The 21,491-nt window shown below is 55.1% G+C and carries 21 protein-coding genes; 11 read left to right on the top strand and 10 right to left on the bottom strand.

The window, feature by feature from the left end; genetic code table 11:
• Positions 1-64: 64 nt before the first annotated feature.
• Both NG653_RS02035 and NG653_RS02030 read right to left on the bottom strand, forming a co-directional pair.
• Positions 65-649: a hypothetical protein gene (locus tag NG653_RS02035; RefSeq protein WP_252739989.1), complete on the bottom strand. Its 585-nt coding sequence runs from the start codon at positions 647-649 to the stop codon at positions 65-67.
• A gap of 10 nt (positions 650-659) precedes the next feature.
• Positions 660-2,153, bottom strand: a complete 1,494-nt coding sequence (locus NG653_RS02030) for a S10 family peptidase (RefSeq protein ID WP_252739988.1) — start codon at positions 2,151-2,153, stop codon at positions 660-662.
• Positions 2,154-2,287: 134 nt separating this feature from the next.
• Here NG653_RS02030 and NG653_RS02025 point away from each other — a divergent pair, with 134 nt between their 5' ends.
• Positions 2,288-3,415: a Gfo/Idh/MocA family protein gene (locus tag NG653_RS02025; protein ID WP_252739987.1), complete on the top strand. Its 1,128-nt coding sequence runs from the start codon at positions 2,288-2,290 to the stop codon at positions 3,413-3,415.
• Between the two features lie 16 nt (positions 3,416-3,431).
• On the opposite strand, the gene NG653_RS02020 is transcribed toward NG653_RS02025, so the two are convergent.
• On the bottom strand, positions 3,432-4,199 hold the full coding sequence (locus tag NG653_RS02020) for a TIGR02757 family protein (RefSeq protein ID WP_252739986.1): 768 nt from the start codon (positions 4,197-4,199) through the stop codon (positions 3,432-3,434).
• Between the two features lie 66 nt (positions 4,200-4,265).
• Positions 4,266-4,952, bottom strand: coding sequence for an ABC transporter ATP-binding protein (locus tag NG653_RS02015; protein WP_252739985.1), 687 nt, complete (start codon positions 4,950-4,952; stop codon positions 4,266-4,268).
• A gap of 166 nt (positions 4,953-5,118) precedes the next feature.
• Here NG653_RS02015 and folE point away from each other — a divergent pair, with 166 nt between their 5' ends.
• Both folE and NG653_RS02005 read left to right on the top strand, forming a co-directional pair.
• A complete protein-coding gene (gene folE, locus NG653_RS02010; protein ID WP_252739984.1) occupies positions 5,119-5,715 on the top strand; it encodes a GTP cyclohydrolase I FolE in 597 nt (198 codons plus the stop codon).
• A 28-nt stretch (positions 5,716-5,743) separates the two neighbouring features.
• Positions 5,744-6,025: a hypothetical protein gene (locus tag NG653_RS02005; RefSeq protein WP_252739983.1), complete on the top strand. Its 282-nt coding sequence runs from the start codon at positions 5,744-5,746 to the stop codon at positions 6,023-6,025.
• Positions 6,026-6,065: 40 nt separating this feature from the next.
• Here the strand turns inward: NG653_RS02005 and NG653_RS02000 are convergent, their stop codons facing one another.
• Both NG653_RS02000 and NG653_RS01995 read right to left on the bottom strand, forming a co-directional pair.
• Positions 6,066-6,386: a DUF6787 family protein gene (locus tag NG653_RS02000; RefSeq protein ID WP_252739982.1), complete on the bottom strand. Its 321-nt coding sequence runs from the start codon at positions 6,384-6,386 to the stop codon at positions 6,066-6,068.
• Positions 6,387-6,660: 274 nt separating this feature from the next.
• The gene (locus NG653_RS01995) at positions 6,661-7,284 is read right to left on the bottom strand and encodes a DUF937 domain-containing protein (protein WP_252739981.1); all 624 of its coding nucleotides are present in this window, start codon (positions 7,282-7,284) and stop codon (positions 6,661-6,663) included.
• 160 nt (positions 7,285-7,444) lie between these two features.
• On the opposite strand from NG653_RS01995, the gene NG653_RS01990 reads away from it, so the two are divergent.
• Genes NG653_RS01990 through NG653_RS01975 form a run of 4 tightly spaced genes read left to right on the top strand, consistent with a single transcriptional unit; the run spans position 7,445 to position 10,312 of the window.
• Positions 7,445-7,975, top strand: coding sequence for a hypothetical protein (locus NG653_RS01990; RefSeq protein WP_252739980.1), 531 nt, complete (start codon positions 7,445-7,447; stop codon positions 7,973-7,975).
• The gene (locus NG653_RS01985) at positions 7,957-8,832 is read left to right on the top strand and encodes an ABC transporter ATP-binding protein (RefSeq protein ID WP_252739979.1); all 876 of its coding nucleotides are present in this window, start codon (positions 7,957-7,959) and stop codon (positions 8,830-8,832) included. The genes NG653_RS01990 and NG653_RS01985 overlap by 19 nt, the downstream gene beginning before the upstream one ends.
• Complete coding sequence (locus tag NG653_RS01980; RefSeq protein ID WP_252739978.1) at positions 8,829-9,659, top strand: ABC transporter permease; 831 nt, start codon at positions 8,829-8,831, stop codon at positions 9,657-9,659. The genes NG653_RS01985 and NG653_RS01980 overlap by 4 nt, the downstream gene beginning before the upstream one ends.
• Complete coding sequence (locus NG653_RS01975) at positions 9,656-10,312, top strand: hypothetical protein (RefSeq protein ID WP_252739977.1); 657 nt, start codon at positions 9,656-9,658, stop codon at positions 10,310-10,312. Before NG653_RS01980 ends, NG653_RS01975 begins: the two co-directional genes overlap by 4 nt.
• A gap of 29 nt (positions 10,313-10,341) precedes the next feature.
• Here NG653_RS01975 and NG653_RS01970 read toward each other — a convergent pair whose 3' ends face one another.
• From NG653_RS01970 to NG653_RS01960, 3 genes are read right to left on the bottom strand one after another with little or no spacing between them, the layout of a single operon-like run.
• Positions 10,342-11,292 (bottom strand): D-2-hydroxyacid dehydrogenase, encoded by a 951-nt coding sequence (locus NG653_RS01970; RefSeq protein ID WP_252739976.1) that lies wholly within the window; start codon positions 11,290-11,292, stop codon positions 10,342-10,344.
• Between the two features lie 37 nt (positions 11,293-11,329).
• Complete coding sequence (gene serC / locus NG653_RS01965) at positions 11,330-12,394, bottom strand: 3-phosphoserine/phosphohydroxythreonine transaminase (RefSeq protein ID WP_252739975.1); 1,065 nt, start codon at positions 12,392-12,394, stop codon at positions 11,330-11,332.
• Between the two features lie 48 nt (positions 12,395-12,442).
• A complete protein-coding gene (locus NG653_RS01960) occupies positions 12,443-13,525 on the bottom strand; it encodes an aldehyde dehydrogenase family protein (RefSeq protein ID WP_252739974.1) in 1,083 nt (360 codons plus the stop codon).
• Between the two features lie 108 nt (positions 13,526-13,633).
• Here NG653_RS01960 and NG653_RS01955 point away from each other — a divergent pair, with 108 nt between their 5' ends.
• Positions 13,634-13,987, top strand: coding sequence for a 4Fe-4S dicluster domain-containing protein (locus NG653_RS01955; RefSeq protein ID WP_252740145.1), 354 nt, complete (start codon positions 13,634-13,636; stop codon positions 13,985-13,987).
• Between the two features lies 1 nt (position 13,988).
• Here NG653_RS01955 and NG653_RS01950 read toward each other — a convergent pair whose 3' ends face one another.
• Complete coding sequence (locus NG653_RS01950; RefSeq protein WP_252739973.1) at positions 13,989-15,455, bottom strand: carboxypeptidase-like regulatory domain-containing protein; 1,467 nt, start codon at positions 15,453-15,455, stop codon at positions 13,989-13,991.
• 143 nt (positions 15,456-15,598) lie between these two features.
• Here NG653_RS01950 and ychF point away from each other — a divergent pair, with 143 nt between their 5' ends.
• From ychF to NG653_RS01935, 3 genes are all read left to right on the top strand, one after another.
• Positions 15,599-16,693 carry a redox-regulated ATPase YchF gene (gene ychF, locus NG653_RS01945; RefSeq protein ID WP_252739972.1) on the top strand — a complete coding sequence of 365 codons (1,095 nt, stop codon included), beginning with the start codon at positions 15,599-15,601 and terminating at the stop codon, positions 16,691-16,693.
• A 134-nt stretch (positions 16,694-16,827) separates the two neighbouring features.
• Positions 16,828-18,687 carry a DNA topoisomerase IV subunit B gene (locus tag NG653_RS01940; protein ID WP_252739971.1) on the top strand — a complete coding sequence of 620 codons (1,860 nt, stop codon included), beginning with the start codon at positions 16,828-16,830 and terminating at the stop codon, positions 18,685-18,687.
• A 21-nt stretch (positions 18,688-18,708) separates the two neighbouring features.
• Positions 18,709-21,366: a DNA gyrase/topoisomerase IV subunit A gene (locus NG653_RS01935; protein ID WP_252739970.1), complete on the top strand. Its 2,658-nt coding sequence runs from the start codon at positions 18,709-18,711 to the stop codon at positions 21,364-21,366.
• Positions 21,367-21,491 lie beyond the last annotated feature (125 nt).

Genomic DNA, 21,491 nt, shown 5'->3' with positions numbered 1-21,491 from the left:
TTCGGGGCAGCAAGGCCCGGGTACCCCCATCCCCAGCCAGCACTTCTAATAGTTCACCGAAATATTATTCCGGCGCTTCCTTAGGGGGGGTGATCATGATGTGTGCCCGGTGGGTGCCAGGATCCATAAGCCAGGCATGGCCCGGGGGCGTCGGGGTGGTCGGGAGACCTGTGGAAGCCCCGGTGGCAAAAGGCATATAAAAAACATACCGCACATAGGGGTCTTCGATCTCCAGGGATTCAGGGTTCACCTTTCCCGTAAAAACACAGAGGGTGGCCTTGTCGGGCATGCTCAGGGCCCCGGAGCGCACCTCGGCTTCCCGGATATCAAAAATCTCCTTTCCGTCTTTCCCCTGCGCTTTCAGTTCCCGGCCCCGGGCCATAAAGGCATCCAGGTCCCTGTGATAGGCAGCCGTGGAGAAATTCGGGTTTCCGGGGTCGTCCGCCAGGGCGATATAGGCGTTGGTGCCTTCCCTCAGGGTGACAAAATTCCCCCGGGGGTCGTAGCCGTATACCGTGGCCCCATCCCGGTAGTCGCCGGGTACGGCCATCAGTGCGGTTTTGATCTGCCACTGCGCCGGGGGGATCTCCTGGGCTACCATCCCGCAGGTGGCCATCACTGCCATAAAGGCTAACATTGTTTTTTTCATGGGGTGGGGATTAGTATTTTGCGCTTTTTCCGACTGCAGTAGTCCTCACGATAAAAGCCCTGAGGTCTTCATTGGCCTGTTTAAGGTCTTCCCGCCTGAGGTACATCATATGTCCGCTGCGGTACCCTTTGAATTCAAGCCGGTCCTTCATGCGCCCGCTCGGGTCGATCTGCCAAAGGGTGTATTTGGCGTTGAAATAGGTGGTGGCGCCGTCGTAATAGCCCGATTGCACCAGGACGTTCAGGTAGGGGTTTTGGGCCATGGCCTGCCTCAGGTTGTCCCGCGTATTGTCGTTTTCGTCATTCCAGGGGCGTACCGGGCCAAACATGTTGTATTTGATGTCTGTTTTGAATTTCAGGACCTCCTGGAGGTAATAGTTGATGGCCGGGGTAAAGCTATGGAGCCAAGAGGTGATCTCTGCGTTATAGTCGGGCGAGGTGCCTGCCAGGGTTTTGTCAATCCCCAGGTACCGGCTGTCGAGACGGCCTACGGTGTATCCGCCCCGGTCGCGGAGCAGGGCTTTCCAGAAATAGGAGGTGGGCACATCCAGGTTGTGGTCGAGGATTTCCTTTACGCCGAGCCCTGAATACAGGGCCATTTTTTCAGCAACAGCTTTTCGCTCCGATTCCCCGATGAACCCGCCCCTGGCGATTGCCGGGATAAGGGTGTCTATGGTAAAGGCCTCGGCCTCAGGGAGGATCTCCAACAGGTCCTTCTGTTGCAGGGCGGGCGAGAGGGCTTTCTGGTGCCATGCAGCTGCAGTGTAATAGGGCAGGTTCAGCGCGCTGCTCACCGGTCCGTCCTGCCGGATAACCTTATAATCTGCCGGGGATACCATGATGACCCCGTTCAGGTACATCCATTGCTGGTTCTGCAGGGCCAGCGACAGGCCCATGACCCGGGTACCTCCGTAGCTTTCCCCAATGATGTATTTGGGCGACCTCCAGCGGTTATGCCGGGTGACAAAGGTATTCAGCCATTCCGCCAGGTAGGTGATGTCGGCATTGATACCGAAAAACTTCGACCGGTCCACTTCCTTTCCCGTTTCGGGGATGGTGCGGGAATACCCGGTGTTGGCCGGATTCACATAAACGATATCCGTCACATCCAAAACCGAATAAGGGTTTTCCTCCACCCCGTAAGGCTGCACAGGGTACCCTTCGTCGTCGATCCGCAAAATCCTGGGGCCGGTGTAGGCCAGGTGCATCCAGACGGAACCGGAACCGGGGCCCCCGTTAAAGGAAATCAGCAAGGGACGGGAGGCCCTGTCCTTTACATTGTCGCGGGTGTAATAGGTGTAGTGAAGGGCTGCTATGGGTTTTCCCGTTTCGTCCCATACCGGCTGGGTCCCCGTTTCGGCCGTGTAGGGGATACTTTGACCGGCTATGGTCACGGTGTGTTGGGTTACAATGGCTGTGTCGATGGGGATTTTCCGTTCCTGTGCGCTCAGGGATAGGGTCGGCAGAAAGGCAAGCAGCAGGAGGGCGGGCAGTGGCAATTTCATGGAGTATAAGAATTAGTGTCCCCTAAAATAGCAATTTCTGCCGGAGCACAGGTGGGCAGGGATCGAAAAATGGCCCCAGCCATACCCCGGGGGCTCCTTCGGGAAAAAGGTGTAATTTTAAGAAAATCAATTCCATGAAACCGTACAGTCGAAGAATGTTCAATACCACCCTGGCCGGGGGGCTGCTGGCAATGGGCATGCCCCTGCCACTCACCGGCCAGGGCGGCGGGTCCCAGGTGAAAAAGTTGGGAGTGGCCCTGGTCGGCCTGGGAAGTTACAGCACCTACCAGTTGGCGCCTGCCCTTCAGCAAACCGCATATTGCCACCTCGCAGGCATCGTAACGGGTACCCCGCAAAAAGCCAGGCAATGGATGCAGACCTACGGCATTGGGGCAGAACACGTCTATGATTACGACAGCTTTGACCGCATAGCCGCCGACAAGGCCATCGATATTGTGTATGTGGTGTTGCCCAACAGCATGCACGCCGAGTTTTCCATCCGGGCTGCGAAGGCGGGAAAGCATGTGATTTGTGAAAAGCCCATGGCCATGAATGTAGGGGAATGCGATGCGATAATGGCAGCCTGCAGGGAGGCCGGCGTAAAACTCGGGGTTGGCTACCGGCTGCACTCCGAGCCGTATACCCGGGAAGTCAAAAGGCTGGTCAGGGAACAGGCCTTTGGCCGCGTTCGTTTTGTAGGGGCCGATGCAGCCTACATTTCTGCCGGCAACCCCGACCAGTGGCGCCTGGATAAATCGCTTTCGGGAGGGGGAGCCCTGATGAACATGGGGGTATATGCCATACAGAGTTGTATTTATGGGTGCGGGAAAAACCCGGTTTCGGTAAGCGCCCGGGAATTCAGCACCCGCCCCGATTATTTCAGGGACACCGATGAGACCATTACCGCCCAGTTCGAGTTCCCTGGCGGGACCGTAGGGCAGATGATGACTTCCCACAATGCCCAGGCCAACCGGCTTTATGCCTCCTGCGATCGCGGGTGGTTTGAGTTGCAGCCGGCCAATAATTACGGCCCATTAAGCGGGCGCACCAGCGAAGGGCCAATGTCCTTTCCCCATGAAAGCCAGCAAAAGCTCCAGATGGACGACTTTGCCCGGCACATCCTGGAGGGCACCCCAAACCGGGCCCCGGGGGAAATGGGAAAAAGGGATATGGTGGTAGTGGAGGCCATTTACCGTTCGATTCGGGAAGGGGGGAAAGCTATACCCATCGACCTGCCGGAAGGCTATGGCATGGGGGGGTGACCCGGGAACCCCAGGGTTAACCGAATTGCTCAAAAACCCCCAGGCCAAAGAGGGCGAAATCGTATTTGACGGGGTCTTCCGGGTCCAGTTTCCGCAGGGCCGTATCGAGTTCCTTCACGGCTTTGGCGTCATCCTGTCTGCGCTGTAGCAGTCCAAGGGCGCGGGCTACCTTGCCCGAATGCACATCGAGGGGGCAGGAAAGCCATGATGGGGAAATTCCCGGCCAGATCCCGAAATCCACCCCGGACTTTGCCGGGCGTACCATCCACCTAAGGAACATGTTGATGCGTTTGGCAGCGGACCCCCGCAAGGGGTCTGAGAAGTGTTTTTCCGTCCTTTGGAGGTGCCCGGGCTCAAAAAAGTGTGCCCTTACCCTGGAAATGGCCCCCTGAATTCCTTCCGCTTCGGCATACCGTTGGAAAAGGGGTTCCATGCCTCCATAGGCCCGGTAGAGGTGCCTGAGGCCGATAATAAAAAAAACCAGGTCCTGACCATTGAACGTCCGGTGGACAAAGGGACTCAGTTTTTGGAGGTCCCTGGCCGTGGCTTCCATGGTAAAGTCATAGGGGGAATCATCCATGAGGGCCATCATGCTGCGCGCGCTCCGGATAATGCTCTGTCGGTTCCCCCAGGCTATGGTCGCGGTCAGGAATCCGGAAACCTCCCGATCTTCTTTACGCAGAAAGGCATGGGGTACCTGAATGGGGTCCGTTTCCAGGAACTCTGGTCCCTGGTATTGAAGGGTTTTTTCGTCCAGGAAATCTTTCAGTTCGCTCCAGTCCATCGGGGCAGGCCATTGTTCATTTGTCGCAGTGGTGCAGGGGCGGTATATCCCCGGGGAGTTTCGCCTTTACGGCTTCCCGGGATCATCATTTTCGTCCACAATCCGCCCATCCACCATGGTGAGTTTCCGATCCGCCATCTCCGCCAGTTCTTCGTTGTGCGTCACGATGACAAAGGTCTGCCCGAAGCGCTCCCTGAGTTCAAAAAATAACCGGTGTAACCGGTCTGCACTCGATGAATCCAGGTTCCCGCTGGGTTCATCGGCCAGGACCACGGAAGGCTGGTTGACAAGGGCCCGTGCCACAGCCACCCGTTGTTGTTCCCCCCCGGAAAGCTCAGCCGGCTTATGATGGAGGCGGTGCCCGAGGCCCAAAAATTCCATGAGTTCCCGGGCCCTGCCTTCAGCTTCCGAACGGGGAGTGTCCCTGATAAAGGCGGGGATGCAGACATTTTCCATGGCCGTAAATTCCGGGAGCAACTGGTGAAACTGAAAAATAAAACCGATATGCCGGTTGCGGAAAAGAGCGAGCTGTTTTTCCCCGAGCAGGGTTATGTCCTGCCCGTCGATCGTGATCTTGCACGGGGGGGAAGGGGAGGGGGTGTCCAGGGTGCCCAGGATTTGCAGCAGGGTCGTCTTTCCCGCACCGGAGGCTCCCACCACGGACACGATTTCACCTTTTCGGATGTTAAGGCTCACCCCTTTGAGGACTTCTACTGCCCCGTATGATTTATGGATATTTTCGGCCAGGATCATGGAATGCGTTCAGGGGTTGAAAGTACGCATTCGACCAGAATTGTCAAAATGGAGGCCGGTTAGCCATAGGCGGAGAAAGGGACCATCCTTTCCGGGCGTCCTTTCCTCCCCGGGACCCCGGGCAAGTCATATTTTTTTAGCATCTTTAAAAAAAAATCGCAGCGCCATGCCCTACAGATATTTGGAAGAATACAATATTGAAATTACCCAGGAGGTACGGAATTCATACGAGCGTATCCTCGGGGAGATCGGGGAGGATACCGGCCGCGAAGGCCTCTTGAAAACCCCGGAGCGGGCAGCAAAGGCCATGCTTTTCCTCACCCAGGGGTACCGGCAGGATGCCGTGGAAATCCTGAAGGGGGCCATGTTTACGGAATCTTACAGTGAAATGGTCATCATCAAGGACATTGAAGTATATTCCCTCTGTGAACACCATATGCTCCCTTTTTTCGGTAAGGCGCACGTCGCCTATATCCCTGACGGGCATATTGTGGGCCTGAGCAAGATCCCCAGGGTGGTAGATGTCTTTGCACGCCGCCTTCAGGTTCAGGAACGCCTGACCGATGATATTGTGGAATGCATCAACCAGACGCTCAAGCCCAAAGGGGTCGCTGTGGTCATCGAGGCAGCCCATATGTGCATGATGATGCGCGGGGTACAAAAACAGAATTCCGTGACCACTACTTCCGGCTTCAGGGGCCAATTCGAGAAAATCGAAACCCGAAACGAATTCCTTAAACTGATCAGTTCAGACCTTTCCTGAACTCCTGATTTGAAGAAATCTCAAGAGGATGGACGGTAAATACAAAAAACTGGTGCTGGGTCTCGTGCTCGACGGGGTGGGAATGGCTTCGCTGCTCTTACCGGGCCTTGGGGATTTCCTGGACGTGCTGTGGGCCCCTGTGGCCGCCTGGTGCATGACCCGCCTGTATCCGGGCAAAAAGGGACGGGTAGCCGGTATCATCGCTTTTGTGGAAGAGATTTTCCCCGGACTGGACCTGATTCCCACCTTTACCCTGATGTGGGTGTACACTTACCTGCTTAGCCGGACTAAAGGCGCTCAGCCCGCTTAGCAGCCCATGGCCCCAGGGATGCAGGAGGCTCAGTTCCGCCTCAGGAGCGCAAAAGGAACCCAAGGCCCATGCGGCGAAGCATCTTCTTTTCAAAGTTCCAGAAAAAACTGAACTGGCCAAAAACCCAACCTATGGCGACCAGCAGTACCTGGTATATGGGAAAAAGGATCAGGATCCGCAAGGTCCAGTAGATCCAGTCGCCCCACCAGGCCTCTGTAAGGGTTCCGGGACGCAGGCCGATCCACTCCAGTACTGGGCGGGCGACATATACTGAGGACGATCCGGTAATGGCAAAGACGACCAGGATCAGGGCAAGCTGCCAATTCGAGGTGATCCCCCACCGTTGCTTGAGTCGATTCATCTGCAGGATTTGGAGGTCAAAGGTATAGAATTACAGCCTTCAAAGAAAATGCCGCCGGCCTGCTTTTCCGCAAGGGAAAGACTGCTCCCTTCGCACAGCCACGGACAAACCTGCCTTATGGCCGTAGACACCCGTTGAACTCATACAGGCCAACAGGGAAGAGGGAAGTTCTTATTCCATTTACCGGTTTCAGGGGCTTCAACACCCCACAGGACAAAAAAAACCGCCGGCTCATAGCAGGCGGAATAGGGCTTAACGGTTCGGGAACGAAGGATTACTTCCCGAAAAGGCCCCCCAGCAATCCGCCAAGGCCTCCTTTCTTTCCCTGGACCATGTCGGAAACGTCATCGATGATGCTGCCGTCCCCATCGGCATCGAGCAGGGCGGAGAACATGTCCATGCCCTGGCTTTGTTGTCCGCCGAGAAGGCTTCCGAGAAGGGCATCCATCCCCCCGGCGTCGGCGATATTGGCCTGGCTCTGTTGCCGCCCGAGATAGCCCATGACTATGGGGGCCGCAATTTTCAGGATATTGGCAATGGTAGAAGCATCGATCCCCGATTTCTGGCTTAGGGCATTTTCCACCATCGGCTGCCTGCCCCCCAGGACATGGCCGAGGATCCCTGCCCCGTCATTCAGTACACTCTGGTCGATACCTCCCCCGAAAAGGCCCCCGAGGTTATCCAGGATACTCCCGTCGTGCTTTGAAGACAGGGCCTTCATCAGCCCTTCTGCCCCCTGGGGGGTGGACGCATTTTTTTTCATGGCCCCCAGCAGCAGGGGCATGGCCATTTGCAGCACATCGGCCGTTTTGTCTTCCGGCTGGCCGGTTTCGCGGGCAACACCCCGGATCATTTCACTTCCAAGGGAACCCTTCAGCAGGTTCAGGATTTCAGACATTTTCAGATATTTTTTTGACGCCAGAAATCTAAGGAATCTATTTAAATACGCCGGGGTTCAGCAGGTGATTTTAATCTTAAATCTCTAAAAAGTACCGTGGAAAGGGCCAAATGGTGTTGGTTTTAGGTACAATTTATATATTTACCCAATGCAGTTTTCCATGATCCCGAGGCAACCGCATCCCCTGGTATCCTATTACCGGGTTGGCCGCCTGCTGCACGGTGCCCTGCTGCTCTTCCTGCTGGAGTCCCTGGTGTACTGGGAAATGCTCAAGGCCGCCCTGGCCCTGGGTAACATTTTCTGGATCGGGTTTTGGATCTGGTCATTTATGTTTTCTTTTATCCATATCTTCCTGGTAATCATGGACGGGTGGTCGCGCTTCCAGGACTATAAAAAGGCCAAAGACCTGTTTTATGCCTATGGCTTCCGCCCGCGGCTGGCCGACCGGTTTATCGGGTCCAAATGCCAGCGGGCTGCTGCCCTGCAGGCCGCCCGCGAACTGGGCCTGGAAAAGGAAGTGGCAGATTACTACCAGCATCGGGGCGTCAGGTGGTATCATTATGTGCCCTATTTCATGATTCGAGACCCTTTATTCCTGATCCGAAAAGCCTTTTGGAAGCGCACCTTCCTGGAGAAACATTACCGTCCTAAATTCGAGTACCGGAATCTTCAATGGCAGGCAGAGACATGATCGTGGCCGCCAGGGAGATCTGTAAATCCTATGGAACGAGGGCCGTACTGCGCGGGGTTTCCCTTTCTTGCCTAAAGGGCGAAATCGCGGGGTTGATCGGACCCAACGGAGCCGGAAAGACCACCCTCTTCCGCATCCTTCTCGGGCTGGTGAGCCGCGACTCCGGCCAGTTGGTGGTGCATTCACAATCGGCCAAACCCCTGGGGGGGATTATCGAGAAACCGGCCCTCTACAACTACCTTTCAGCCTATGACAACCTCAGGGTATTCTCCCGGATCCAGGGCCTGGATTTCGGCCGGAAAGCCTATGAAGGCCTAATGGAACGGGTAGGGCTGGCGCCAGGGAGGAAGGACCCGGTGCGGAACTACTCCATGGGGATGAAACAGCGCCTGGGCCTGGCCGTGGCTTTGCTGAATTCCCCCGAATGCGTAATCCTGGATGAACCTTTTTCCGGATTGGATCCCATTGGGATCCGTTCCCTGCAGGATCGGATCCGTACCCTGGCCCGTGAACAGGACATGGCCATCCTGCTTTCGTCCCACAACCTGGCAGAACTCGGGGGCCTTTGCGATACCCTTTCCGTAATCAACCATGGCGAAATTGTGCGGCATGGCCCTGCAAGCGAGGTCTTTGGAAAGGCTGTTGGCGGATACCTCCTGTATGGAACCGGATTACAACATTCCCGCCTTCTTAAGGCGCTGGGGGCCGAGGTTGGCAGCACAGCAGCCATGCTTACCCTAAATGGCAGGGAAATATCGGATGTCTTAAGGGAATTGTCGGCGGAGCAAGGGGTGAATGTAACGGCGTGTATTCCCCAGACCAACCTGTATGCACTCTTTGAAAAGGAGATTCCATGATGCAGCTTGTCCTTATGGAATTGTTCAAAATAAGCAGACAGCGCCAAACCTATTATGCGGTGGGGGCAGTCCTGGTGCTGGAAGGGTTTATCCTGATGAGTGCCTTCTATCAGGGGCGCGAAATTTTGGAAGTGCTGCTTGAAAACCTCCGGGAGTCTTTCGAATTCCAGGGGGACCTTATGAATGGAAACCTGGTGATTTACCTGGTCCTTAACTCCTTTTGGTTCCATATGCCCCTTATCCTGATGATCGTTGTCTCCGGGTTCCTCACGGTGGAATACAAGGATCGTACCGTGGAAGCGACCCTGTTGCAGCCGGTTTCAAGGGGTGGGCTGATCGTCAGCAAATACCTGGCGGCCCTGGTCTTTACCGGGGCCATCCTTGTCCTGCTGGCCGGAAGCACCTTCGGGGTCAGCTATGCGTTTTTCGGCAGGGGCGACCTGGTTGTCTTTCTGGACGGGCTCAGTTTCTTTGAGCACCCCGAGGCGATTCGCCGCCTGCTGTATGCCTTTATCACAGGCAGCAATACCATGATGTTTTACGCCGTTACCAGCCTTACCCTTGCCGTCATATTCAAAGAGGCGACCGTCACCTGGATCGTGGCAGCCATTTTCCTGATCATCAATACGCTTTTGCTTCGCCTCGATATGGACTCGGTTTTTTATGACTACTTTTTCCTCCCGAAATTGACCGACAGCTGGCAATATCTTTTTTATTCGGAGATCCCCTGGGGGGTGATCCTTAAAAAAAACCTGGTCCTTTGGGGTTACACCCTTGGCACAGCTGCCCTTGGCGCCATGATTTTTGTAAAACGAGATGTAAAATGAAGCGGTTACCTGCGATTCTGGCCTTCCTGTTCATGGCCTCCGGGCTCCCTGCCCAGGAGGTCGACCCCCTTCTGGACCGGCTCAAAACCCGCCTCGATTCGGTTGAGCGGTTCGAAGCCAGGGTGCGCATGGAGGTGGATGTCAGTTTTGTAAACATGCCGGTGAAGTACGCCGATATCCGCTACGAACGCGGAAAACCCCTCACCATTGCTTCGGAAGATTTTACGATGATCCCCAAGCGCGGACTAGATTTCACCCTGGGGGAGCTCTATGAATACCCCTTCATGACCCTCAGCCTTGGGCGGGTTATGCTCGAAGGAAAGGCCTGCGAGCTGATCAAGGTTATTCCCACCACCGACCAGTCGGACTATTCCATTGCCACCCTCTGGCTCGACCCCCTTGGGCTGCAGCTCCTTAAATCTGAAATCCACACCAGGAAAAACGGGGTTTACGACATAACCTATACCTATGGGGCGGCCGGGGATGTGCTTCCCCGCCAGATCAGGGTGGGGTTCGAGGTTTCCGGCATCCGGATCCCCCTCAGGTTCCTGGGGAAGGACACCCAGGTGGACCGGGAAAAACTAAAAGCCGAGCCGGAACAGAAAGGAGCCATTTACCTGCAGTTCGACCAGTGGAAAATAACCCGAAAGTAGTCCTTACCCGGTCGGGGTGCGATGGAATGCTATTTCAAAAGGGCAATTACCTGGGCAGCCAGCTCTTTTCCAATGCGCTCCTGGGCTTCAAGGGTTGAGGCCCCTATGTGCGGGGTAAGGGAAAGCCTGGGGTGCATCAGGAGCTGTACTTCCGGACGGGGTTCAGAAGCGAACACATCGAGTCCGGCAAAACGGATCTTCCCGGCATCGAGGGCTTCCACAAGGGCCACCTCATCGATTACCCCGCCCCTGGAGGTGTTGACCAGGGCCGCCCCTTCCTTCATCATGCGCAATTCCTTTTGCCCGATGACCGGATCCTCCTGGGAGGGGACATGGAGCGTCACAAAATCGGATGTTGAAAGGAGCTGCTCCATGGAGGAGGGGTGGAGGGTAAATTCAACGGACTGCCCGTCATAGAACTCCAGGCGGATACGCTCTTCTGAGGCATTGCGGTCCGCAAAAACGACTTTCATGCCTGCCCCCAACGCGATTCGGGCCACTGCCTTCCCAATACGGCCAAAACCGATGATTCCGAGGGTTTTGCCCCTGAGCTCCGTCCCTCCCTGAAACGATTTCTTCAGGGCGTTAAAGTGCAGGTCGCCCTCCAGGGGCATATTCCGGTTGGCCTCATGCAGGAAACGGGCCCCCCCATAGAGGTGTGCGAAAACCAGTTCGGCCACCGAATCGGAGGAGGCCTCAGGGGTATTGACTACGTGGAGGCCCTTCTTGCGCGCATACCCCACATCAATATTGTCGACCCCCACCCCGGCCCGGCCAATCAGCTTCAGGCCCGGGCAGGCATCGATTACGTCCCGTCCCACCTGGGTGGCGGAGCGCACCAGCAGGGCTGATACCTCGTGCTCCTGTATAAAGGGGATTAACTGTTGTTGGGCCACACGGGTATTGATAACCCGGAAGCCTTCATTTTCAAGGGCCTCCAGGGCAGCCGTAGAAATGCCATCGTTTGCTAGTATAACCATAGGGGTGCAAATATAGGGAAGTCGACCCTTTCCGGGGTTACCCCTTTCTTTCCAGGTCGCTCATGACATCCACAAGCACCCCGACGCTTTCCATGGGGAGGGCGTTGTACAGGGAGGCGCGGTAACCGCCTACGGAACGGTGCCCGTTCAGGCCACTGATGCCGGCTTCCTTCCACATCCGGTCAAACGCCTCCTTCAGAGAGGGTTCGGTAAGGTTGAAGGTAACGTTCATCTGGGAACGGTCTTCCTCCGCAGCATAGCCCTGGAACAGGGGGTTCAGGTCGATTTCGGAATAAAGGAGCCGCGCCTTTTTCTCATTTATGGCTTCCATGGCGGAAATCCCGCCCTGGGATTTAAGCCATTCCAGGGTCAGCAGGGAAACATAGACGGCAAAAACCGCCGGGGTATTGTACATGCTTTCCTTGGCGATATGTACCTGGTAATCGAGCATGGATGGAATTTTTCGGCTTACGCCCCCCAGCAAGTCTTCCCTGACCACTACTAGGGTGGTTCCCGCCGGCCCCATGTTTTTCTGGGCCCCGGCATAAATCAGGTCAAAGCGCGAAAAATCGAGCTTCCTTGAGAAGATGTCGGAACTCATATCGGCCACCAGGGGTACGCGGGTATTGGGGAATTCCCGGAACTGGGTCCCGAAAATCGTGTTGTTGGTGGTCAGGTGGAGGTAGTCCAGGTCATTGGGCACTGAAAAGCCCTTGGGGATGTATCGGAAATTCTCGTCTTTGGAGGAGGCAATTTCCACTACACTCCCGAATAACCGCGCCTCTTTGATGGCCTTCTCGCTCCAGGTACCCGTGTTGAGATAGCCCGCCTTGTTTTCGAGCAGGTTGTAGGCGACCATCAGGAACTCCAGGCTGGCCCCGCCCTGCAGGAACAGGGCCTGGTAGCCCTTGCCCTCCAGTCCCAGCAGCTCCAGGGCAAGGCTTCGGGCGCGTTCCATAACCTCAACAAACTGGGGGCTTCGGTGGGAGATCTCCAGGAGGGAGAGCCCCATGCCATTAAATTCCAGGACGGCCTCAGCGGCCTTTTTCATCACTTCCTGGGGCAGGATTGAGGGCCCCGCACTGAAATTATGCTTTTTCATGGGTTGCTGCTTTAACAGGCCGTAAAGTTCCGAAAAATTAACGGGGATTTATGGTGCTTCCCCGGTTTGCAGGGGGGAGGTTTTCAACAAAAATTCAACAGTATCCATCCCATCGGCATATTCCCGTAATTCAGGCCATTGCGATTTTCCAAAGGCGGTGTTATGATCCGCTCCCGTGCTGCTGACCACGCACTGCAACTGCGGGCCCAGAGTGGCCAGACGGGCTTTCAGGGCCGGGTTGGAGGCATAAGTTTCGTAAAACAGGGTTCCTATGGGAGAGGCCATGGAGGGATCTTCTTTCAGCAGCAGAAAACCGTTGTCGCGCATTTCGCCCCCCTGCATCAGGTAAACGGCCTTGTTATAGTCGTAGTTGTTGGCGTATTTGGGGTGTTCCAGGAGGTATTTATAGGGGTAAAAGGCCTGGAAAAGCGGGGTGAAGTCGTAGCCTTGCGGGACGAAGAGCTTGGAAACGCTCCGGCAGCCCAACCCAAAATACCGGAATACATCCCCGGCAAGGCCGGAAAGTTCCTCTTCGGTTTCCCGCCCGGTGAGCACTGCTGCCCCATTGCGGTTTTTCCTGATGATGTGGGGTTTTCTTGAAAAGTAATATTCGAAGTAGCGCCCGGTATTGTTGCTGCCCGTGGCGACAACCGCGTCGAAGCCGTGCAGTTTGCCGTCGGTAAAGTTGACCCTGCCCCGCAACCCCGGCTCAAACCCAAAGAGGAATTCACAGAAAAACGGGAGTAAGAGGCGGTCGTTGGAAGCGCATTTGACCAGTGCCCTGTTGCCCGTCAGCAGCACGCACAACACATCGTGGAACCCCACCAGGGGGATGTTCCCGGCCAGCACCAGGGCAACCGTCAAAGGGGTTTCCTTTGGCCCGGGATAAGGCGCCAGCCAGTCTTCAAGGGATTCCTTTCGCAGCATTTCCCCCCAATAGGAAAAGGCGTACAAACACGATTCCCGCGTGAACCAGGCATTCTCCAGGTACACCCTGTCGAGAAGGGCGTCCAGCTGGCGGTGTTCTTCGGACCACTGCCGCGGGTGCCCGGCCCCGCCATCTTCGCAAAAACTGCGAAGCATGTTTCCCAGGGTGACCAATGCGCCGAAAGAAGGATCCAAAGCGTTCATAAGATTTGTCCGGAACAGGAACAGCCATTAACTTTGTGCAAAAATAGAGATCCCTCCGCCAGCGGACAAGCCGGGGAGGGCGAATATTCCCAAACCATCTCAGAAGCCATGGCTATCATCATAACAGACGAGTGTATCAATTGCGGGGCCTGCGAACCCGAATGCCCGAATACCGCGATTTACGAGGGTGCCGATGAATGGCGCTACAGCGACGGCACTTCCCTTAAGGGCCGGGTGGTACTCCCCGATGGTCGGGAGGTAGACGCCGATGCCGTACAGGAACCGGTCAGCGATGAGGTCTATTACATCGCCCCCGACAAATGCACGGAGTGTATGGGCTTCCATGAAGAACCCCAATGTGCCGCCGTTTGCCCCGTAGATTGTTGTGTTCCGGATACCAACCACGTGGAAACCGAAGCGCAGTTACTGGCCAAACAGCGCTTTATGCACCCCGAAGACTAGTTCAGTTCGCCACCCTGAAATTTTTCATCTCCTCCAGGGGCGCAATGATTTCGGTATTTTGCCAGATCGTGGGTTCGTAGCTGTCGAGTTTCTGAACCCATACCTTCCTGGGTAAGTCGGCGAGGGACTCCGGCGTATCCTGAGGGTCCTGCGGAGTCAGCAAAAGGCTTTGCTTTTGCCGTACCCCCCCTTCCAACAGGAAATCAAAACGCACCTTTTTCCGGGAGGGACTGTTCTCGATAAAGGTAAAGTCTCGGTGCAGATAGATGTAGTTACCGTATTCTTTTTGAACGTAATAAGGAAGATAAAACCCGTTTTCGGATTTCCTGAAGATCACTGTGCCCCGGTCGAGGTTTTCCACGTATTTTATGCCCAGCAACAGCTTTAAGTTCACCTTTTCACCTTCCCGCCCGCGTGCGAACTGATAGTCGGTTTTCAGGATGGCGAACGTAGTGGCATCCACGTAGAGGGTGCCGGCATAACGGGCCTTCCTCTTTTTCGGGGCGAATCGGACGGCAAAGATGTAGTTCCCGTCAAAGTAAGTGGCTTTCAGGAAGTCGTATTTATACAAACCGGGGTCCAAAAACCCGAACAGCCGCCCTCCTTCTTCCAGCCCCGCCACCGAAAGCAGGTCGACGAGCTCGCCTTTAAGGTGGGAGGTTTCCGTGCTGTCCGATTTGGGGGAGTCTTCCATATCCAGTTCAGGGGAGAGGTCTTTTTCAATGGTGAACATCCCCGTTTTTACCTTGTAGGTCTTTGAACTGTCGAGGTGGGTGAGGATGATCCGGCGCCCCCTTTCCTGGATTTCCTCCAGGGAGAAGTCCCTTTTGGAGTCGACCAGTTCGGTGGCCCTCCCGACCCGCAGGCGGCTGCTGTCGCCGTCCCGCAGATAGGTCCCGTTGAAGTCCAGGAATTTGACGGCCTGGCTTTCCTCGATATCGGTACTGAGCTCCCGCAGTTCTTCCCGGGCCGATTCAAGCTGCCGGCGGTCGAGGTCTGAGGCTTTTTCCAACTCCATCTCCAGGGTTTCGAAATCCATGTACTCCGACTCCCTGAAAAAGATGCTGAAGGGCGTGCTCCCGGCTGCATAGTTTACGGGCAGGTTTTCGCGTACTTTTCGGATGATTTCGTCCGCGGTGGGCACCCGGTCGCTTAGCAAGACCTCGTTGAGCTGGATGGCTGCCGGGACCAGGCGGAATGTCCTTTCCCCGGCCAACTGCCCTTCGGAAAGTTTCATGGACTGGTAGCCCATGCAGGAGAGCTGGATGCCCTTTCCGTTAAGGGTCTGGGGATCGAGGGTAAAATACCCCTCCTCATTGGTGATGGTCCCCCGTCCTGCCCCGGTGACAATGGTGGCATAGGGTATGGGTTCTTCGGTTTGCGCGTCGAGGACCCGGAAGGTGGGCGTTTGCGAAAGCGCAGTGCTAATGCAAAAGATTGTCAGGAGTTGAAAAACCAGGGTTTTCATGGATGGGTTTGCCTTTGGGGGTAGGACGAAGCTGTTGCCTTTTTGTTACAGGCGGGGTAGGGAGAACAGGGAATTAGGGCTATATTTGCGGCCAATTGAAACACGGGTGCACCCCGCTGTGTGAAATTACTATAAAAACCGCTATGAAAGCAGGTATTGTCGGCTTGCCCAATGTAGGCAAATCCACTTTGTTCAATTGCCTATCCAACGCCAAGGCCCAGAGCGCCAATTTCCCGTTCTGCACCATTGAACCGAATATCGGCGTGGTGAATGTGCCCGACCCCCGCCTGGAAGCCCTGGAAAAACTCGTGAAACCACAACGGGTCGTGCCAGCCACGGTGGAAATCGTAGACATCGCCGGGCTGGTGAAGGGGGCCAGCAAGGGGGAAGGCCTCGGGAACCAGTTTCTCGGGAACATCAGGGAAACCGATGCCATTTTGCACGTGCTGCGGTGCTTTGACAATGACAATGTGGTACATGTGGACGGCTCCGTCGACCCCATTCGCGACAAGGAGACCATAGATATGGAATTGCAGCTCAAAGACCTCGAAACCGTCGAAAAACGGCTTGAAAAAGCCTCAAGGGCTGCTAAGACCGGCAACAAGGACGCCATAAAAGAGGCTGCGGTGTTGGGAGCCCTCAAAAGCGGGTTGGAAAGCGGCCGCTCGGTTCGTGCTATAGGGGTGGACGAAGAGGGGTATCGGGACTTTGTCAGGCCCCTGCAACTGCTTACAGACAAACCCGTCCTTTATGTCTGCAACGTCGATGAGCAATCGGCCCTTACCGGCAATGCCCATGTGGAGCGGGTCAGGGAGGCGGTCGCCGGGGAAAAAGCAGGCATCCTCGTGCTGGCGGTGGCCACGGAGGCCGACATCAATGAACTGGAATCGTATGAGGAGCGCCAGCTCTTCCTCGAAGACATCGGGCTGGACGAAGCCGGTTCCTCCAAGCTGATCCGTGCCGCCTATACCCTGCTGAACCTGCAAACCTACTTTACGGCAGGGGAGAAGGAGGTCAGGGCATGGACCATCCCGGTAGGGGCCACCGCGCCTCAGGCCGCAGGGGTGATCCATACCGATTTTGAAAAGGGGTTTATCCGGGCTGAGGTCATTTCCTACGACGACTACGTAGCCTACGGCAGCGAGGCCAGGGTGCGGGAAGCGGGCAAGATGCGGGTCGAAGGCAAGGAGTATATAGTAAAGGACGGGGATGTGATGCATTTCCGCTTCAACGTATAGACCCTTTAAGGGATTGTACCGCGCGGGAGAACGCAACGGGGTCCTTGCCGTATAGCATTGTTAATTACTTTAACAGCGCCTGATTTTGATTTCTTCCCCTAAATTTTATATTAGCAGGGGTAAACCCCCAATTTATGGCTGAAACGCAGTATACTGAAGACAATATCCGGTCCCTGGACTGGAAGGAGCACATCCGCATGCGTCCCGGGATGTATATCGGGAAACTCGGGGATGGTTCCTCCCATGACGATGGCATATATATCCTGCTGAAAGAGGTAATCGACAACTGTATCGACGAATTCGTGATGGGGGCCGGCAAGACCATCGAGATCGCCATCAAGGACGATAGGGTCAGCGTGCGCGACTTTGGCCGCGGTATCCCGCTGGGCAAGGTGGTGGACGTGGTTTCCAAAATGAACACGGGGGGGAAATACGATACCCGGGCTTTCAAGAAGTCGGTGGGCCTCAACGGGGTGGGGACCAAGGCGGTCAATGCCCTGTCTTCCTATTTCCGGGTGGAATCGAACCGGGATGGACAATCGAAGTCTGCTGAATTTGAAAGGGGGGAGTTGCAGACGGAGGAGCTCCTCGAAGAATCTTCCAGGCGAAGGGGCACCAAGATCAGTTTTACCCCCGACGACCGGATTTTTAAAAAATACCGCTTCCGCAACGAATACGTGGAGCGGATGCTACGCAATTACGTCTACCTCAACCCGGGGCTGAGCATCCTTTTCAACGGGGAACGGTTCTTTTCCGAAAACGGGTTGCTGGACCTTTTGGAAGACTATAACAACACCGACGATTTCCTCTACCCGATCATCCACCTGAAAGGGGTCGATATTGAAGTGGCCATCACCCACAGCAAAACCCAGTACAGCGAGGAATACCACTCCTTTGTCAACGGACAGTACACCACCCAGGGGGGAACCCACCAGTCCGCCTTTCGAGAAGCCCTCGTAAAGACGATAAGGGATTTTTACGGGAAGAACTACGACCCTTCGGATATCCGGAAATCCGTGATTTCCGCAATTTCCATCAAGGTCATGGAGCCGGTTTTCGAAAGCCAGACCAAGACCAAGCTGGGGTCCACCGATATGGGGGATGGGCTGCCAACGGTCCGCACCTACATCAACGATTTCGTCGGGCGGGAACTGGATAACTACCTCCATAAAAACCCCGATACGGCCGAAAAAATCCAGCGTAAGATCGTGCAGGCGGAAAGGGAGCGGAAAGAGTTGTCCGGGATTCGCAAACTGGCCCGGGAGCGGGCCAAAAAGGCCAGCCTCCACAACAAGAAACTCCGCGACTGCCGCATACACCTGGACGATATGAAAAGCGATCGCCGGCTGGAAACCACCCTGTTCATCACAGAAGGGGATTCGGCCTCAGGGTCCATTACCAAATCGCGGGACGTCAACACCCAGGCGGTATTCAGCCTCAGGGGGAAACCCCTGAATTCCTATGGGATGAGCAAGAAGATCGTCTATGAAAACGAAGAGTTCAATTTGCTGCAGGCGGCCCTGAACATTGAGGAATCCATCGAAGGCCTGCGGTACAACAATATCGTCATCGCCACCGATGCCGATGTCGACGGTATGCACATCCGGTTGTTGCTGATCACCTTCTTTTTGCAGTTCTTTCCCGAACTCATCAAGGAAAACCACCTCTATATCCTGCAAACCCCCCTGTTCAGGGTCCGCAACAAGAAGGAGACCATTTATTGCTACAGCGAGGAAGAAAAGCGGGCAGCTGTGGTAAAATTGTCCGGGAAACCTGAGATTACCCGTTTTAAAGGGTTGGGGGAGATTTCCCCGGAGGAATTCAAGAATTTTATCGGGGAAGATATCCGATTGGAGCCCATAATGCTCGACAAGGCAATGTCCATCGAGGAATTGCTGAAGTTTTATATGGGTAAAAACACCCCCGACCGGCAGGATTTCATCATTGAAAACCTCCGGGTGGAACTTGACCTGGTAGCCGGGGATCAACACTAACGCCTATTAGCGTCTTTCTTTATGGAAGAAAACGGATCTGTTAACGAGTCGCATCAGGAAGACGAGCAGCAGGAAGCACTGACCCGGGTAACGGGAATGTATAAAGACTGGTTCCTCGATTACGCCTCCTATGTTATCCTGGAGCGGGCTGTGCCCGCCATCGAAGACGGTTTCAAGCCCGTCCAGCGCAGGATCATGCATGCGATGAAGGAAATGGATGATGGCCGCTACAACAAGGTGGCCAATGTGGTGGGGCAAACCATGCAGTACCACCCCCATGGCGATGCCAGTATTGCCGATGCCATGGTGCAGATGGGGCAAAAGGACTTGCTGATCGACACCCAGGGAAACTGGGGGAACATCTTAACCGGGGATGGGGCTGCCGCCTCGCGTTACATCGAGGCGCGGCTCTCCAAATTTGCCCTGGAGGTGGTCTTTTCGCCCAAGATCACCGATTGGCAACTCTCTTACGACGGACGCAAAAAGGAGCCGGTGCACCTTCCGGTGAAATTTCCCCTCCTGCTGGCCCAGGGGGCCGAGGGCATCGCGGTGGGCCTTTCGACAAAAATCCTGCCCCATAACTTCAACGAACTCATCGATGCCTCCATTAAGCACCTCAAAGGGCAGCGCTTTAAATTATACCCCGATTTCCCTACGGGGGGCATCATCGATATTGCCAATTACAACGACGGGGAACGGGGCGGTAGGATCCGTGTAAGGGCCCGGATCTCCCAGTTGGACAAGAATACCCTGGTCATAAACGAGATCCCTTTTGGAACGAACACCTCTTCGCTAATCGATTCCATTTTAAAGGCGAACGAAAAGGGCAAGATCAAAATCAAAAAGATCGAAGACAATACGGCAGCCGAGGTGGAGATCCTGGTACACCTGCCCGGAGGCATTTCTCCTGACAAAACGATCGATGCCCTTTACGCCTTTACGGCTTGTGAATCTTCCTTAGCGCCCCTGGGCTGCGTCATTGAAGACAACAAGCCGCTATTCCTGGGTGTAAGCGAAATGCTGACGCGGTCCACCGACCATACGGTGGACCTGCTGAAGGCAGAGTTGGAGATCCAATTGGGGGAACTGGAAGAACAATGGCATTTTTCTTCCCTCGAACGCATTTTTATCGAAAAGCGGGTTTACCGAGAAATCGAGGAGGAAGAGACCTGGGAGGGCGTGATACAGGCCATCGACAAGGGGCTAAAACCCCATATCGGGCATTTAAAGCGGGCGGTTACCGAAGAAGACATCATTCGCCTTACGGAAATCCGCATCAAGAGGATTTCCCGCTTCGACCTCGAAAAGGCCCAGCAATACATCGAAAGCCTGGAGGATAAAATCCGGGAAACCCGACACCACCTCGAGAACCTGGTGGCGTATGCCATCGCGTATTTCCAGGAATTAAAGCAGAAATACGGGAAAGGGCGGGAGCGGAAGTCGGAAATCCGGGTCTTTGACGAGATCGAGGCCACCAAGGTGGTCATCCGCAATACCAAGCTCTATGTGAACCGTGAAGAAGGTTTTGTGGGAACTGCCCTGCGCAAGGATGAATATGTGACCGATTGCAGCGATATCGACGACATCATTGTGTTTACCGCCGCGGGAGAAATGATGGTCACTAAAGTCGACAGCAAGATTTTTGTCGGCAAAAACATCATCCACGTGGCTGTCTTCAGGAAAAAGGATAAGCGCACCATCTACAATATGGTGTATAAGGATGGCCGGGGAGGGGCGAGCTACGTTAAACGCTTCAATGTCACGGCCATTACCCGCGACAAGATGTATGACCTGACCGCGGGCAAGCCCAATTCCGAAGTGCTCTATTTCAGTGCCAACCCCAATGGGGAGGCCGAAATCGTTACGGTAAACCTCCGCCAGAAAGGGAATATAAAGAAACTGAAATGGGACCTGGATTTTGCCGACGTGGCCATAAAAGCGCGCACGGCAAAAGGGAATATCGTGACCAAATACGCCGTAAAGCGCATTGAACTGAAAGAAAAGGGGCTTTCCACCCTGAAACCCCGCAAAATCTGGTTCGATGACACGGTGCAGCGCCTGAATGTGGATGAACGCGGGGAATTGCTCGGGGAATTCACTTCAGAGGACCGGTTGCTGACCATCAACCAAAAAGGGGTGGTGCGCACCATGATCCCTGAGCTCAGCATGCACTTTGACGATGATATGATTGTGCTGGAAAAATGGAAACCCCTTAAGCCCATCACCGCCATTTACTGGGAAGGGGAAAAGGAATTGTTCTATGTCAAGCGGTTCCTCATCGAAAACCCCGACAGGGAAGAGAACATCCTTACGAGCCATCCCAAATCGTACCTTGAGAAAATCTTTACCGACTACCGACCCATGGCAGAGGTGGTGTTTGCCAAGAAAAGGGGAGTGGATCGGAAACCAAACCTGGAAGTAAACCTGGAGGAATTCATCTCCGTTAAGGGAATTACCGCCATGGGGAACCAGCTGACCCGGGAGAAGGTCCTCGAAATCAACAGCCTGGAACCCCTGCCCTTTGAAGAGCCCGAAAAAAAGGACGCCAGGGACATGGAGGTGGTGGACCAGGAGGATATAACCGTTGCCGGACCAGGGACCCAGGGGTCACCCGAAAAAGGCGAGGAGCCCCCGACAGGGGAAGCCGGGGAAGAGAACGGGCAAACCAGGCTTTTCTAAGGGCTTTCAGCCAATCTGGCTTCACGTTGGAACTACGGCAGGAACTCTCTATGGGCAGTGGGAGGGAAGTGCATCCCTTGCAACGGAAACGGATGCCCCGGGGATCGGGTAAGCTGCCCGGACGG

Origin of the sequence: Robiginitalea marina (genome assembly GCF_024006985.1) — a bacterium.
GTDB lineage: Bacteria > Bacteroidota > Bacteroidia > Flavobacteriales > Flavobacteriaceae > Robiginitalea > Robiginitalea marina.
Note: the sequence above shows the minus strand (reverse complement) of the source record. Positions and strands in the feature narration are given on the sequence as shown.